Source organism: Micromonospora sp. WMMD1155 (genome assembly GCF_029581275.1).
Taxonomy (GTDB): domain Bacteria; phylum Actinomycetota; class Actinomycetes; order Mycobacteriales; family Micromonosporaceae; genus Micromonospora.
Genome location: NZ_CP120742.1, coordinates 6,579,855 through 6,592,779 on the forward strand (window position 1 = coordinate 6,579,855; position 12,925 = coordinate 6,592,779).

The following is a 12,925-nucleotide window of genomic DNA, read 5'->3' on the forward strand; positions in this document are numbered from 1 at the left end:
CGTCGTTCGTCGCGACCGGCGGCGCTCCGGTTTGGACGAGTGGCTCGGTTGCCGGCGGCTCGGTCTCGGGCGGCTCGGGTTCCGGGCGGGCGCCGGGCCGGCCGCTCAGTCCCGGGCGGGCGCCAGGCCGGCGGCGGTGAGCGAGCGGCGTACCGCGGGCTGGACCCGGGTCAGGCGCAGCGGCACCCCGGTCCGCTCCGCCGCGTCCCGCCCGGCCATCAGGGCGGCGATCCCACCGGCGTCGAACCCGCCCGCGCCGACCAGGTCGACGACCACCTCGCTGGGCTGTCCGGTGACCGCCTCCAGCATGGCCCGGCGCAACTGGTCCGCGCCGTCGCGGTCGATCTCGCCGCCGACCTCGACCACCACCCGGTCACCGTTCTGCTTGACCGAGATCCGGGTCTTGCCCGGGTCGGGTTCGGCGGCCCCGTTCTGCCACGGCGGCGGCGCGTCGGCGAGCATCGCCTGGCGCAGCCAGGTGAGCGCTCGCGACAGCAACCGGGAGACGTGCATCTGCGAGATGCCGAACCGGGCGGCGATCTCCGCCTGGGTCTGGTTGCCGTAGAACCGCATGGCCAGGATGCGCCGCTCCCGCCAGGGCAGCCGGTGCAGCAGACCGCTCACCGTGACCCGGTCGTCGACCGACTCCAGCGCGTTGTCCGATTCGCCGACCAGGTCACCGAACTCCGCGGAGCTCTCCCCACCCACCGGGGCGTTGAGGGAGGCCGGGCTGTAGCCGGCCGCCGACTCCAGCGCGGCGAGGATCTCCTCCTCCGGGGTCTCCAGTCGGGCGGACAGTTCGGCCACCGACGGGGCCCGGGACAGCTCGCTGGTCAGCGCGGCCGTCGCCTGCCCCACCTCGAGGATCAGGTCCCGCAACCGGCGGGGCACGTGTACGCCCCAGGTCCGGTCCCGGAAGTGCCGTTTGATCTCACCGACGATGGTGATCGCGGCGTACGCGGTGAAGGACCCCCGTTCCGGGTCATACCGGTCGACGGCGTTGACCAGCCCCAGCCGGGCGACCTGTTCCAGGTCCTCCAGTGGCTCCCCCCGACCCCGGTACCGGCGGGCCAGCCGCCCGGCGAAGGGCAGCGCGAAGCGCACCAGGTCCTCGCGGGCCTCCCCCCGTCGCTCCGGCGGCAGCCCTTCGATCCGGGCCGCGTACGCCAGTGCCGCCGCGTCGAGGTCCTCCAGACCTCGATCGGTGGGTGGTGGTGTGGTCGTGGTCGTACTCGTCTGTCCGAACATCCGCGCCTCCCTCAGGAAGGTCCCCCGCCCGGATCGGGAAACCGGTCGTGCGCGTGGTCGAGCCACGCACCGGGCCGGAAAAGTGGGTCAGTGACTGGGATGCCAGCGGGCGACAACGCGTCCACGCAGCGCAATCAGGCTGTCGCAGCCAGCGATGTTCCCGCTCCGTAGGTACTCAATCACGGGACCCCGGGTTCGCGAGGATGTTTCGGCGTGCTCCGTCTCAGGAGACCGACAAGCCCTGGTGGCCGCCGCTGTCGCGGAGCGCGTCGAGGGCCTCGGCGAGCCTCAGCGGGGGCGGTACGGGCAGGTCGTACGGCTGGGCACGAAGGACCTCCGTGGCCCGGCGGGTGGGCACGGGCGTCACCGGGTAGCCGCGCGCGCTGCTCCGGTCCAACGCCCGACGTCGCCGCCCGAACCCGGCCACGGCCAGCCACTGCGGCAGCCCGGCCAGGGCGGGTGAGCGCATCCCGGGCGGCTCGGGCAACACGTCCACCGAGCTGAACGGCTCGCTGCCGGCCAGCCACCACTCGGCTTCGTCGACGGTGCGCCGGGTGGCGTTCTCGCACCAGTACGGCACCAGCCCCGCCCGTACCACCTGCCACGGGTCGAGCAGACGCCCGCATTCCACCACCAACCGATCACCGGTCTTGCCGGCGGCGCGCAGCCACCGTCGGTACAGGTCGGCGACGGCCGCGCTCAGTGCCGCCGGTCGGGGCACCAGCACCCGGTGCAGCGGGTGCCCGTGACGCGCGGACCAGTCCCGCGCGGCCGACTCGAAGCCGGAGTCGACGCCGTGCTCGGCGCTGCCCGACGGGACGGACACCTCCGGCGGCGCCCACCGGGTCGCGTCGCCGCCGGCCGAGCGCAGGACCTGCCGCAGGGCGTGGCTGTCCGGGTGGAAGTCCACCGGGTCCAGCCCGCTGGCCGGGCAGCCGACCTGGAAACTGTGCCCCGGGCCGCGCTCCAGGACCGGCCAGGTGCGCGCGTCGCGGACCAGCAGCACCGGGGCGCCGGGGAGCAGCCGGTCGGCCAGGAACCGCGTGTACGCGGTCGGCAGCGCCCGCCACGCGGCGGCCACCGCCACGGTCGCCCCGGTCAGCGGGCCACGGCTGGCCGGGCAGTGCACCTGCCGCAGGTGCAGGTCGGGGTTGCCGGCGAGCAACCGGGTGGCGAGTGCCGCACCGTGCTCCAGGGCGTCCGCCGGGCGGTCCACCGCGCCGTCGGACCAGTGCGCGGTCATCTCGAAGCCGGCCGGCAGCCACGGCACACCGAGCGCCACGGCCAGGTGTGCCAGGCCGCCGTGCGGAGAGCCGATCAGCACGCCGGGGTAACGCCGACGGGGGTACTGGTCGACGAACCAGCGAGCGACCCGGGCGGCGTCCACCTCGCCGATCTGGGCGTCGGTGAGCGCGACCCGTCCGGCGGCCCGGGTGACGGCGGCCCGGCGTACCGGTTCCGGAGCGCCGGGGAAACGCGACGTGGGCCCGGTGTGCCCGAGGTCGGCGCAGTCCTCGCCACGCAGCGCTCGGGCGGTGGCGGCGACCAGCACCCGGGCGGCGCTGCCCGCGGCCACGACCCGGTCGCCGGCGAGACCGGCGCCATCGGCCGTGAGCCCCTTGTGCACCTTGTGCACCGGCCCCACCTTGCCTCGTTCGCTCACCACGCGGCCCGGCTTCCCGTCCCGATGGGGTTCAAACGGGGCATCACCCACCCGGCGGCACATTCCGCTGGTCAGAGGGGTCCGCCGGTCATCAACGGCGTTCGGTCGCTCGGGTTTCGGTGCGGCCAGGGCGGGCACTTCCGGGGCCATGGGCACCGACGACACCAGCGAGCCAGCGGCCGCCACGATCACCCCGTACGAGGACGGACCGCTGCTGGTCCGGGGTGACTTCGCGTTGGTCACGCCGAGCGGCGAGCGGATCGACGCGCGCCGGGGCACCGTGGCGCTGTGCCGGTGCGGCAAGTCGGCGCTCAAACCGTTCTGCGACGGCACCCACAAGGCGATCCGGTTCCGGGCGGGCACCACCCGCGAGGGCTGACGACCCAAGGTCCCGCCATCACGCTCCGAGAGCGCCCTCCGGCAGGCCCGACCGGCACGCCGCCACCCTCTTCTCTGCGCCCGCCCTGCTCAGCGCAGACTCGCCGTCGGGACCCATCCACCACCCTCGCCGCCTTTGCTCTGCACCCACCCAGGCACCAGGCACGGTCCGTAACCGTCGCCTCGGTGGGTGCAGAGCAAAGGACGAAGCAAGGGCCCTGGAGCTGAGGGCGGCGGCCGACAGCCCACCGGCGCCAAACAGGGGCACCGCGGACAGCGCGCGGCACCGCACAGCAGCGCGGACACCGCGCGGACAGCGCGCGGCAGCGCGGACAGCGCGCGGCAGCGCGGACAGCGCGCGGCAGCGGGCTGGTCAGACGAGCGCGGTCGGGGCCGGCGGGACGACAACAACCGGTGAGGTCACCGGGGTCGACGCGACGAGTGGGACGGTCGGCGGCAGGGCCGGCGGAGCGGGTGGCCGCAGGGAACTGCGACCGGCGGCCCAACTCTCCAGCAGGTGCGCGGCGAACAACCGGTCCAGCGCGAGCCCGGCCGCCGCGCCGAACAGCACGTCGGGGGCGAGGGTCGGCTCGACGGCGACCAGTCCGCCGCACATGTCGTGGGCGGCGATCTGTTCGTGCACCGCGTCGGCCTCGACGTGCTCGTCGTAGAAGCGGGTGGCCACCTCGTCGAAGCCCAGCCGGCGCAGCCCGTTGCCGTAGCGGCGGTTCGGCAACGAGGAGGTCATCTCGAACGCGGCGAGGTGCCCCAGCAGCGCGCCGCGCAGTCGACGGTGCAGGCCGAACAGCGACATCAGGTTGTTGGTCGCCAGGGTCACCGCCGGTACGGCGTCCAGGTGGGCGGCGTACCCGACGTCCAGCCCCAGCCGGTCGAGGGTGCACCGGAACAGCTCGGCGTGCATCCGGTCCAGCCGGCCGTTGCCGTACTCGTCGGTCTGGATCTCCACGAGTGCGGCCTTGGCCGGCCCACCGAGGCGGGGCAGCGCCCAGCTGTGCGGGTCCGCCTCGCGCAGGTGGTACACGGACCGGTGCACGACGAACTCGCGGAACTGGGCGAGGTCGGCGCGTCGCTGGAGGTTCGCGGCCAGTGCCGGCCCGTCGTCGGCGGCGACCAGCTCGGCCAGGCCCGCGGCCACCCCGGCGGCGGGCACCACCGGCGTGCCGACCAGCCGGCGCACCGCCGCCTCGAAGACCCGTTCGCAGTGGGCGCGCAGCGCGAGCAGCGTCGGTTGCCACTCCCACGACTCGTCGACCCCGAGCCAACCCCGGTAGTGCAGCTCGTAGCAGAGGAACAGGGTCAGCTGGAGATCCTCGTCGGTGATCGGGTCCGCCGGGTCGACGTCGACGCCGAGACCGGCCGGCAGGTCGTGCGGCGGACGCCGCAGAGCCTCGACGACCGCCGCGGAGAGCGGGCCGCGCGGCCGCGGAAGGGTCGCGGGACCGTAGCGGCGGTCAGCGGGCTCGGGCATGGGACCTCCAGCGTCGTCGGGGCCGCTTCTGATGCCCTGGCCCGGGGCGGTTAAACGAAGTCCTGGGCGTTCGCGGTGACCTCCACCTGCTCCCGGACCTTGCGGGCGGGAGCGCCGTCGGCGTACAAGCCCCGCAGGTCGGCGAACGCCGGCTCCGGCGGCGCCAACGACACCGCCGGGTCGACGACCGCCTCCAGTACGCAGGGACGGTCCGCCGCGAGGGCCTCGTCCCAGGCGGCACCGACCAGCTCCGGACGGTCCACCCGCACCCCGTGCAGGCCGAGCAGTCGGGCCCAACCGGCGTACGGGACGTCGGGGCGGCGGCGCATCGGGTCGGGCGACGGGGCCAGCCCACCGCCCATGCCGTTCTGGTCCCGGTTGTTGAGCACCAGCACCACCAGGCGAGGGTCCCGCCACTGCTGCCAGTGGTGCGCGACGGTGATCAGCTCGGCGAGCCCGTTGAGCTGCATCGCCCCGTCGCCGACCAGCGCGACCACCGGTTGGTCGGGGGCGGCGAGCTTCGCGGCCACCGCGTACGGCAGAGCGCAACCCATCGAGCCGAGCGTGCCGCACAGTTGGGCGTTCACGCCCGGCGGCAGGGTGAGGTGTCGGGCGTACCAGTAGAGGACCGAGCCGACGTCGACCGCGACGGCGCCGGAGCCCGGCATCCGGGCGGACAGCTCCTGGAGTACGAGTTGCGGGTTGACCGGGTCGGCGGGCGCGGCGACCCGGTCGGCGGCGACGTCACGCCACCGGTCCACCGACGCCTCCACGGTGGCGCGCCACCGCTGCTCGGGTCGACCGCGCAGGCGGGTCAGCAGTGCCCGCAGGGTTTCGGCGGCGTCACCGACCAGCGGAACGTCGGCCGGGTAGCGGGTGCCGATCCGCCGACCGTCGATGTCGATCTGCACCGTGCGGGCCTGTTCCGGCATCGGGAAGTACTCGGTCCACGGGTCGTTCGTGCCGACCAGCAGCAGCGTGTCGCAGCCGCCCATCAGCTCGGCCGCGGCCGGGGTGCCGACCTCGCCGAGGACACCGGTGTGGAACGGCAGCCGCTCGTCGAGCACCGGCTTGCCCAGCAGGGAGGTGGCCACGCCGGCGCCGAGCCGGTCGGCCACCTCGATGATCTCGGCGGCCGCGTCGCGCCCGCCCTGGCCGACGAGGATCGCGACGCGCTGTCCACCGTCGAGCAGTTGGGCGGCGGCGTCGAGGTCCACGTCGTGCGGCAGCACCCGGGCCAGCGGCTCACCCGGGGCCGCCGAGATCACCCCGACGGCGGACGGTTGCAGGTCGGGCACCACGGCCTCCTGCAACTGCCGGGGCAGCACGACACAGGTCGGGCTGCGGGTCGCCGCGGCGGTACGGAACGCCTGGTCCAGCAGCGCCGCCACGTCCTCGGGGCTGCGGCCGTACCGGACGAACTGGTTGCACACGTCCCCGAAGAGCCGGCTCAGCCCGATCTCCTGATGCGCGCCGCCGAGCGGCCCGGAGATGTCCTCCCCGACGATCGCCACCACCGGCTTGCTGTCCAGCTTGGCGTCGTAGAGGCCGTTGAGCAGCTGGACGGCGCTAGGCCCCTGGGTGGCGAGGCAGACGCCGATGCCGCCGGTGAACTTGGCGTGGCCGGTGGCCATGAACGAGGCGGTCTCCTCGTGTCGCGCCGGGATGAACGCCGGTTCACCGCCGGTGCTCTCCAACGCCTCGACCAGCGGGGCGATCGCCGCCCCCGGGTAGCCGAAGGCGCGGGGCACCCGCCAGGCCAGGAGCCGTTCCACCACCAGGTCCGCGACGCGGCGCTCAGCCATCGCCGCGCCCCGGTGTGCTGGGGTCGACGTAGCGCAGCACCGCGCCGACGCCGTCGGTCAGGTCGGGCGCCTCGTCCGGGCCGAGCACGGTCAGCGCCGCGTCGGTGCCGACGAGCGCGCGGACCAGCGCCGCATCGGCGCGTACCCGTTGCGGGTCGTCGACCGACATGGCGGCCAACTGCCCCGGGTCGACGGCGATCTCGGTGGGTTCCGCGCCGATCCACAGCTCACCGGTGGCCGACGGGTCGTCCACGATGATCATCGTGTCCACCTGGTTGCGTTGCAGGGCCGAGACGACCGCGTCGAGTCCCCCGCCGACGTCCTCCTGCACGCCGAACTTGTCCAGCGTGGCGGCGATCCGCTGGTCGGCGACCTCGGCGATGGTCTGCACGGTGAGGTCGTCGAGCAGCGTCTGGTCGGCGCCGCCGGCCCGGGATCCGGCGTCGGTGCGGACCACGAGGTCCTGCCACCGCTCCGGCATCTGGGCGGCGATCATCCCGGTGGCGCGGACGTCACCGGCGACGACGACCACGTCCGCGCCGACCCGGTCGGCCAGGTCCGCGGTCGCGGCGGTGACGTCGCCGGCGTTCTGGTGCCAGGCCTCCATGGCCGCCCGCTGGTACCGGGACTGGGACCAGCCGCCGGGCTTCGTCCGTCGCAGCGGGAACTCGTCCCGACCGGCTACGTGTGCCCGCCGGGGGACTCCGCCGGCGCTGACCGCCATGGCGTCGGCGCCCATCCGGTCGGCGACCACCCGCACCCAGGCGACCTGTTCGCCGCGTTGGGCTAGCAGCGGCATGACGTGGGGCAGCGGCGCGAAACTGGCCAGGTCGCGCAGTGGTGGCGCGGACAGGTACTCGGAGAGCACCACCCGACCGTGACTGGCGAAGACCGCGAGGCCGTAGTCCCCGACCATCGGGTCGTGCCCACGGATCACCCGGTCCAGCGCGGCGACGCTCGCCTCGTCGGCCCCCTGGTCGGTGAGTTGACTCTGCAAGGCGCGCCACCGCAGGTCCAACGCGGGATGGGCGTCCTCCGTGTCGGCGGAGGCGTCCAGGTACACCGAGCACCACGGCCCGGGACGGTCGTAGAGCGGGCGCAGGAAGGACAGCTGCATGCTCGACCCCTTTCCAGCTCGGCCCCCCGCTTACCCCTGTCGCCCGGGATGTCACCTCGCGGCCGTGAGCCCGTGACCAGGTTTCATTCACGTCGTTCAACCCAGGACGTCGATACGATCTGTGAACACAAGCGGACTCTCGGTGGTGGAGATGGACAGCGGACTCGATACCCGACGGATCGTGCACCCGACGGAGCGAATCGTCACGGGGCGGCTGATCCGCCTGTTGGACGGCTACACCCGGGAGGTACGCATCGGGCAGCCGGTGCTGGTGGCGGTGCTCGCGGCGGCGGCCGTCGCCAGCCTTCCCGCCCTGCTGCTGCGCTCGCTGTTCTCGTTCGGCGGTGGTGGCGCCCGCCGACGGTGGAAGCAGTTGAAGCAGGGCCCGGAGTACCTGGTCACCCCGGTGCGGCTGCGCAACACCGCGGGCCAGCTGTGCGAGGTGGAGCTACACGGCCACCTGCCGCAGAGCGCCCTGCACCCGGCGGACCAGGTGCAGCTCACAGTGCGCCCGCAGCGGGACCCGGAGCTGCCGCCCCGGATCGAGCGGATCGTCAACCTCACCACCGGGCAGCTGCTGACCCCGCGTACCGCGACGCTCTGGTCGCACCTCGGGCCGCCGCTGCTGTTGCAGGCGTTCCTGGGCGGGCTGTTGCTGGCCGGTGTCGTGGCCTGCTCCGCGCTGACCTGACCGCGCCCGGCCCGGATCAGGTCGGACGGATCAGCGGGGTCAGCCGACCGGCGCGGGCTCGCGGGCGGGCCGGCTGTCGACACCGAGCATGCCCCGGCGGCGGGCCCAACGCTCGAAGACCACAGTGGCGAACGGCGGCACCGCGCTGACGAGGGCCACCGCCGTGGCCGGCAGGCTCCACCGGTGCAGCCGGGCCACGGCCAGCACCAGCAGGACGTACGCGACGAACAGGCCGCCGTGGATCGGCCCGAAGATCTTCACGCCCAGCTCGTTCTCCGGCGGGCCGTACTTGACCAGCATGCCGACCAGCAGGGCCAGCCAGGAGCAGGCCTCGGCGATCGCCGCCACGACGAACAACCGGGTCACCTTCTCGCGCATCCGCACGCCACCACCTTTCGCGGCGCAATGCTAGCCGGGCGCGCTGACTGGGTAGGAAAGAACCGTCAGCCCTTCCCCCGCCCGTCGATCGCGTGCGAGGTTAGAGGGACCAGCGGTGACAGGGTGGTGACCATGGGCGAGGACGTCGGCGTACGCACCTTCAGTCGCGAGGATCGGGCCCGCTATCGCGACAAGGTCCGTCGCTGTCTGGACGTCTTCGCCGAGATGCTGCGCGAGTCGCGCTTCGACGTCGACCGGCCGATGACCGGCGTGGAGATCGAGCTGAACCTCGTCGACGAGTCGTCGAATCCGGCGATGCGCAACGCCGACGTGTTGGCGGCCATCGCCGACCCGAGCTTCCAGACCGAGCTGGGCCAGTTCAACGTGGAGATCAACGTGCCGCCGCGCCGGTTGACCGGCGCCGGCACCGCCGACTTCGAGGAGTACGTGCGGGCCAGCCTCAACGCCGCCGAGGTGAAGGCCCGGACGATCGGGGCGCACATGGTCATGATCGGCATCCTGCCGACGGTGCGCCCGGAGCACCTGACCGCCGAGACCCTCTCGGCCAACCCGCGGTACAAGCTGCTCAACGAGCAGATCTTCGCGGCTCGCGGCGAGGACCTGCCGATCGCCATCAGCGGCGTGGAACGGCTGGCCGTGACCGCCGACACGATCACCCCGGAGGCGGCCTGCACCAGCACCCAGTTCCACCTACAGGTCAGCCCACCCCAGTTCGCCGACTACTGGAACGCCGCCCAGGCGGTCGCCGGCATCCAGGTGGCGGTCGGCGCGAACTCGCCGCTGTTCTTCGGCCGGGAGCTGTGGCGCGAGACCCGCATCCCACTGTTCCAGCAGGCCACCGACACCCGGTCGGAAGAGATCAAAGCCCAGGGGGTACGCCCCAGAGTCTGGTTCGGGGAACGCTGGATCACCAGCGTGTTCGACCTGTTCGAGGAGAACGTACGCTATTTCCCGGCGTTGCTGCCGGTCTGTGACCCGGAGGATCCGACGCAGGCCCTGGCCACCGGTGAGGTGCCCAACCTCAACGAGTTGCGCCTGCACAACGGCACCGTCTACCGGTGGAACCGCCCGGTGTACGACGTGTCGCGCGGCAGACCCCACCTGCGGGTGGAGAACCGGGTGCTGCCGGCCGGCCCGACCGTGCTGGACACCGTCGCCAACGGCGCCTTCTACTTCGGGTTGGTCCGGGCCCTCGCCGAGTCGGACCGACCACTGTGGTCGCAGATGTCGTTCAGCGCCGCCGAGGAGAACTTCACCAACTGCGCCCGGCACGGCATCGACGCGCAGGTGTTCTGGCCCGGCCTCGGCTACCTGCCGGTCACCGAGCTGGTGCTGCGCCGGTTGCTGCCGCTGGCGCACCACGGTCTGGACCGGTGGGGGCTCGACCCGGGTGAGCGGGACCGGTTGCTCGGCATCATCGAGCAGCGTTGCCTGACCGGCCGCAACGGCGCGAGCTGGCAGGTGGAGACGTTGCACCGACTGGAGTCCGCCGACCACCTGGACCGGCCGGAGGCGCTGCGCGAGGTGGTCCGCCACTACGTGGACCTGATGCACAGCAACCGGCCGGTGCACGAGTGGCCCATCCCCTAACCCGCTGATCACCGCCCCCCGGGCGATCGATGCTTGTCGTATTCTGGTGCGGCGCGGACATCGACGTCGATGAGGGGGCTGCCGGTGAGCACATCCGGACGTGACCGCATTCCCACCCCGAGGTCCGCGGACCGCGCCCTCTCCCGACGGCACCTGCTGGGTGCCGGGGCGGCGGCTGCCGGCGGCGCGTTGCTGGTCGGCACGGCCACCGCGGCGCAGGCCGCACCGGGCGGCCCCAAGCGGGTGTCGCGCGCCCCGGCGCTGGTGCCCGGTGACCGGGTTCGAGTCGTCGCGCCCGGCCGGACTCCCGATCCCACGCTGATGGGTCGCGGCATCGAGATCCTGCGGAGCTGGGGTCTGGAGGTCGAGCTGGGCGAGCATGTCTACGCGAAGTACGGCTACCTGGCCGGCACCGACGAGCAGCGCCTGGCCGACCTGAACGCCGCGCTCAACGACCCGGGGGTACGAGCGGTCTTCGCCGCCCGGGGCGGTTACGGCACCCAGCGGATCGTGGACCGGATGGACGTCGCCGGTCTGCGCCGGGATCCTCGGGTGGTCGTCGGGTTCAGCGACATCACCAGCATCCAGGGCAGGCTCTGGCGCGAGGCCGGCCTGGTCACCTTCTACGGCCCGATGGTCAACTGGAACGACGCCCGCACCGGCACCGAGTCGGCGGAGGCCCTGCGCAGGGCGGTGATGACCACCGCACCCGTCACGATCACCAGGGACCCGGCCGAGACGGCCGCGCCCGTGGTGGTGCCGGGTCGAGCGTCGGGCCCTCTGCTGGGCGGTTGCCTGACGCTGCTCTCCACCTCGTTCGGCGCCGGGGACGTCCCGACGTTCGACGGCGCGATCCTGTTCTTCGAGGACGTGGATGAGGCGCCGTACAGCATCGACCGGATGCTGACGGAGCTGCGCCGGGTGGGTGCGCTGTCCCGGATCGCCGGGGTGGCCGTCGGTCAGATCACCAACAGCGTCGGCGGGGCGGGCGAGTGGGACGCGGCGGCGGTGTTGAAGGACCGCCTGTACGACCTGGGTGTGCCGGTCCTGGGCGGGCTGCGGCTGGGGCACGGCAACGGGCAGCTCACCGTGCCGCTCGGCGCGCGGGCCACGATCGACGCCGAGGCGGGGACCCTGACCGTGGAGGCCGGGGTCCGCGCCCGCTGACCGCGTGGCCCGCACAGCCGAGCGGGCCGCGACGCCCCGGTGCTCAGCCTCGTGGGGTGGGCACGCCGAAGAGGTCGATGATGCCGCCGGGCAGTTGGGCGAGCAGGTCGTTTCGCTCGTCGTCGTCGAGCGCCTCGGCGACGGTACGCAGCACCGCCTGGGCGTGTTCGCGCACCTGGTCCGCGTTCTGGACCTGCTCGCGGTCACCGACGTGCTTCAGGAAATCGCCGACGTCCCACCGGCGGCCCTGCGGGTTGCGGGTGACGGACCCGTTGAGCGGCTCGGGCAGTTGTGCTGCCAGGTTGTCGGCCTCCTGGCCGGCGAGCCGTTCCCCGAGCACCGACAGGACGGCCTGCACGGACCGGACAGCCTCGTTCTCCCCGAGACCGGCGCGCTGCCGGACCGTGGCGATCATCTGCTCGTACTCCATGACGCGCTCCCTCCCCTCGACCGCCGACCGGCCGGTCTGCGGGCGAACCGGGCGAGTTCCCCGGGGCCCCGGTCGCAAACCGGGGGCACCCGCCGACCCGGACATTCCGTCATTCAACGGGTGGGGTCTCGGCGAGCGCTGCGGGCGGCGGGTCGTCTCGCAGCCGGCTGTAGAGGTAGCCGTCGCGCCACTGACCGGCCCGGAACTCGCAGGCCCGGATGACGCCTTCGAGCTGAAAGCCGGCCTTCTCCAGCGACCGCTGCTCGGCCACGTTCTCCGGGTGGGTGCCGGCCTGGATGCGCTGCGCCGGGCTGTGCTGGAAGAGGTACTCGCACAGGAGCGCCTGCGCCCGCCAGCCGATCCCCCGACCCCGCCACGGCGGCAGCAGGACGATGCCGATCTCCCAGTACGACGCCCGCCCGGCGTAGCGCCCAGCGGTGTAGCTGACGATGCCGGCGGCAACCTGCTCCTGCTCGATCTCCACGACGAGCCGTCCGTCGTCCTCGCCGAGGTAGCCGTCGACGGCGAACCGCCGTGCCGGCGCGCCGGCGTCGCGGAAGCCGGCCCAGTCCAGCCCGATCAGGCCCGGCTCGGTGCAGAACCGCCGGAACATCCCCAGGTCGGGCTCGGTGACCGGCCGCAGCCGGACGGTGAGGTCGGCCGAGAACGGCATCGACGTGCCAGCACTCTCCATGGCGACACGCTAGCCGCTGGCCAACACCCCGGCGCGGCAGCCAGAAGCCCGACCAGCGGGGTCAGCCGCCCGGCGGGAGACGCGCCCGGAACTCACATGGCCCAGCGCGACCCAGGGTGGTGGTCGGCCCCTGTGGACCTGAATCGTTTACGACATCAGCCGACCCATGGGTCACGAGATCACGCATCCGGGCCGTGACGACCGCTCGGCTTCACGGCAGGGCACTCCACGCCGACCGGGGCCGTGACGACCGC

General features: G+C 73.3%; 12 protein-coding genes. 4 read left to right on the plus strand and 8 right to left on the minus strand.

The window, feature by feature from the left end; all coding sequences use genetic code 11:
• Nucleotides 1-105 precede the first annotated feature (105 nt).
• Both O7617_RS30100 and O7617_RS30105 read right to left on the minus strand, forming a co-directional pair.
• Nucleotides 106-1,248 carry a SigB/SigF/SigG family RNA polymerase sigma factor gene (locus O7617_RS30100; protein WP_282259771.1) on the minus strand — a complete coding sequence of 381 codons (1,143 nt, stop codon included), beginning with the start codon at nucleotides 1,246-1,248 and terminating at the stop codon, nucleotides 106-108.
• 223 nt (nucleotides 1,249-1,471) lie between these two features.
• On the minus strand, nucleotides 1,472-2,914 hold the full coding sequence (locus O7617_RS30105; protein ID WP_282259773.1) for a hypothetical protein: 1,443 nt from the start codon (nucleotides 2,912-2,914) through the stop codon (nucleotides 1,472-1,474).
• 145 nt (nucleotides 2,915-3,059) lie between these two features.
• Here O7617_RS30105 and O7617_RS30110 point away from each other — a divergent pair, with 145 nt between their 5' ends.
• Entirely contained in the window at nucleotides 3,060-3,290 is a 231-nt protein-coding gene (locus O7617_RS30110) for a CDGSH iron-sulfur domain-containing protein (RefSeq protein WP_145782301.1), read from the plus strand.
• Between the two features lie 372 nt (nucleotides 3,291-3,662).
• Here the strand turns inward: O7617_RS30110 and O7617_RS30115 are convergent, their stop codons facing one another.
• Genes O7617_RS30115 through O7617_RS30125 form a run of 3 tightly spaced genes read right to left on the minus strand, consistent with a single transcriptional unit; the run spans nucleotide 3,663 to nucleotide 7,700 of the window.
• Nucleotides 3,663-4,778 carry an iron-containing redox enzyme family protein gene (locus O7617_RS30115; protein WP_282259777.1) on the minus strand — a complete coding sequence of 372 codons (1,116 nt, stop codon included), beginning with the start codon at nucleotides 4,776-4,778 and terminating at the stop codon, nucleotides 3,663-3,665.
• A gap of 50 nt (nucleotides 4,779-4,828) precedes the next feature.
• Nucleotides 4,829-6,583, minus strand: coding sequence for a thiamine pyrophosphate-binding protein (locus O7617_RS30120; protein WP_282259778.1), 1,755 nt, complete (start codon nucleotides 6,581-6,583; stop codon nucleotides 4,829-4,831).
• Nucleotides 6,576-7,700, minus strand: a complete 1,125-nt coding sequence (locus O7617_RS30125) for a Vms1/Ankzf1 family peptidyl-tRNA hydrolase (RefSeq protein WP_282259779.1) — start codon at nucleotides 7,698-7,700, stop codon at nucleotides 6,576-6,578. Before O7617_RS30125 ends, O7617_RS30120 begins: the two co-directional genes overlap by 8 nt.
• A 142-nt stretch (nucleotides 7,701-7,842) precedes the next feature.
• Between O7617_RS30125 and O7617_RS30130 the strand changes: the two genes are divergently transcribed.
• Nucleotides 7,843-8,391 (plus strand): hypothetical protein, encoded by a 549-nt coding sequence (locus O7617_RS30130; protein ID WP_282264910.1) that lies wholly within the window; start codon nucleotides 7,843-7,845, stop codon nucleotides 8,389-8,391.
• A 39-nt stretch (nucleotides 8,392-8,430) separates the two neighbouring features.
• Here O7617_RS30130 and O7617_RS30135 read toward each other — a convergent pair whose 3' ends face one another.
• The gene (locus O7617_RS30135; protein WP_282264911.1) at nucleotides 8,431-8,769 is read right to left on the minus strand and encodes a DUF3817 domain-containing protein; all 339 of its coding nucleotides are present in this window, start codon (nucleotides 8,767-8,769) and stop codon (nucleotides 8,431-8,433) included.
• A gap of 132 nt (nucleotides 8,770-8,901) precedes the next feature.
• Here O7617_RS30135 and O7617_RS30140 point away from each other — a divergent pair, with 132 nt between their 5' ends.
• Entirely contained in the window at nucleotides 8,902-10,380 is a 1,479-nt protein-coding gene (locus O7617_RS30140; RefSeq protein WP_282259780.1) for a glutamate--cysteine ligase, read from the plus strand.
• Between the two features lie 243 nt (nucleotides 10,381-10,623).
• The gene (locus O7617_RS30145; protein WP_282264912.1) at nucleotides 10,624-11,547 is read left to right on the plus strand and encodes an LD-carboxypeptidase; all 924 of its coding nucleotides are present in this window, start codon (nucleotides 10,624-10,626) and stop codon (nucleotides 11,545-11,547) included.
• Between the two features lie 43 nt (nucleotides 11,548-11,590).
• Here O7617_RS30145 and O7617_RS30150 read toward each other — a convergent pair whose 3' ends face one another.
• A complete protein-coding gene (locus O7617_RS30150; protein WP_282259782.1) occupies nucleotides 11,591-11,977 on the minus strand; it encodes a DUF2267 domain-containing protein in 387 nt (128 codons plus the stop codon).
• Between the two features lie 109 nt (nucleotides 11,978-12,086).
• Complete coding sequence (locus tag O7617_RS30155) at nucleotides 12,087-12,671, minus strand: GNAT family protein (RefSeq protein ID WP_282259785.1); 585 nt, start codon at nucleotides 12,669-12,671, stop codon at nucleotides 12,087-12,089.
• Between the last annotated feature and the right edge of the window lie 254 nt (nucleotides 12,672-12,925).

Bases quoted from the DNA above. Each gene is read 5' to 3' on its own strand.
- O7617_RS30150 (WP_282259782.1), bottom strand. From the start codon at position 11,977: ATGGAGTACGAGCAGATGATCGCCACGGTCCGGCAGCGCGCCGGTCTC.
- O7617_RS30155 (WP_282259785.1), bottom strand. From the start codon at position 12,671: ATGGAGAGTGCTGGCACGTCGATGCCGTTCTCGGCCGACCTCACCGTC.
- O7617_RS30135 (WP_282264911.1), bottom strand. From the start codon at position 8,769: ATGCGCGAGAAGGTGACCCGGTTGTTCGTCGTGGCGGCGATCGCCGAG.
- O7617_RS30140 (WP_282259780.1), top strand. From the start codon at position 8,902: ATGGGCGAGGACGTCGGCGTACGCACCTTCAGTCGCGAGGATCGGGCC.
- O7617_RS30120 (WP_282259778.1), bottom strand. From the start codon at position 6,583: ATGGCTGAGCGCCGCGTCGCGGACCTGGTGGTGGAACGGCTCCTGGCC.
- O7617_RS30100 (WP_282259771.1), bottom strand. From the start codon at position 1,248: ATGTTCGGACAGACGAGTACGACCACGACCACACCACCACCCACCGAT.
- O7617_RS30110 (WP_145782301.1), top strand. From the start codon at position 3,060: ATGGGCACCGACGACACCAGCGAGCCAGCGGCCGCCACGATCACCCCG.
- O7617_RS30125 (WP_282259779.1), bottom strand. From the start codon at position 7,700: ATGCAGCTGTCCTTCCTGCGCCCGCTCTACGACCGTCCCGGGCCGTGG.
- O7617_RS30115 (WP_282259777.1), bottom strand. From the start codon at position 4,778: ATGCCCGAGCCCGCTGACCGCCGCTACGGTCCCGCGACCCTTCCGCGG.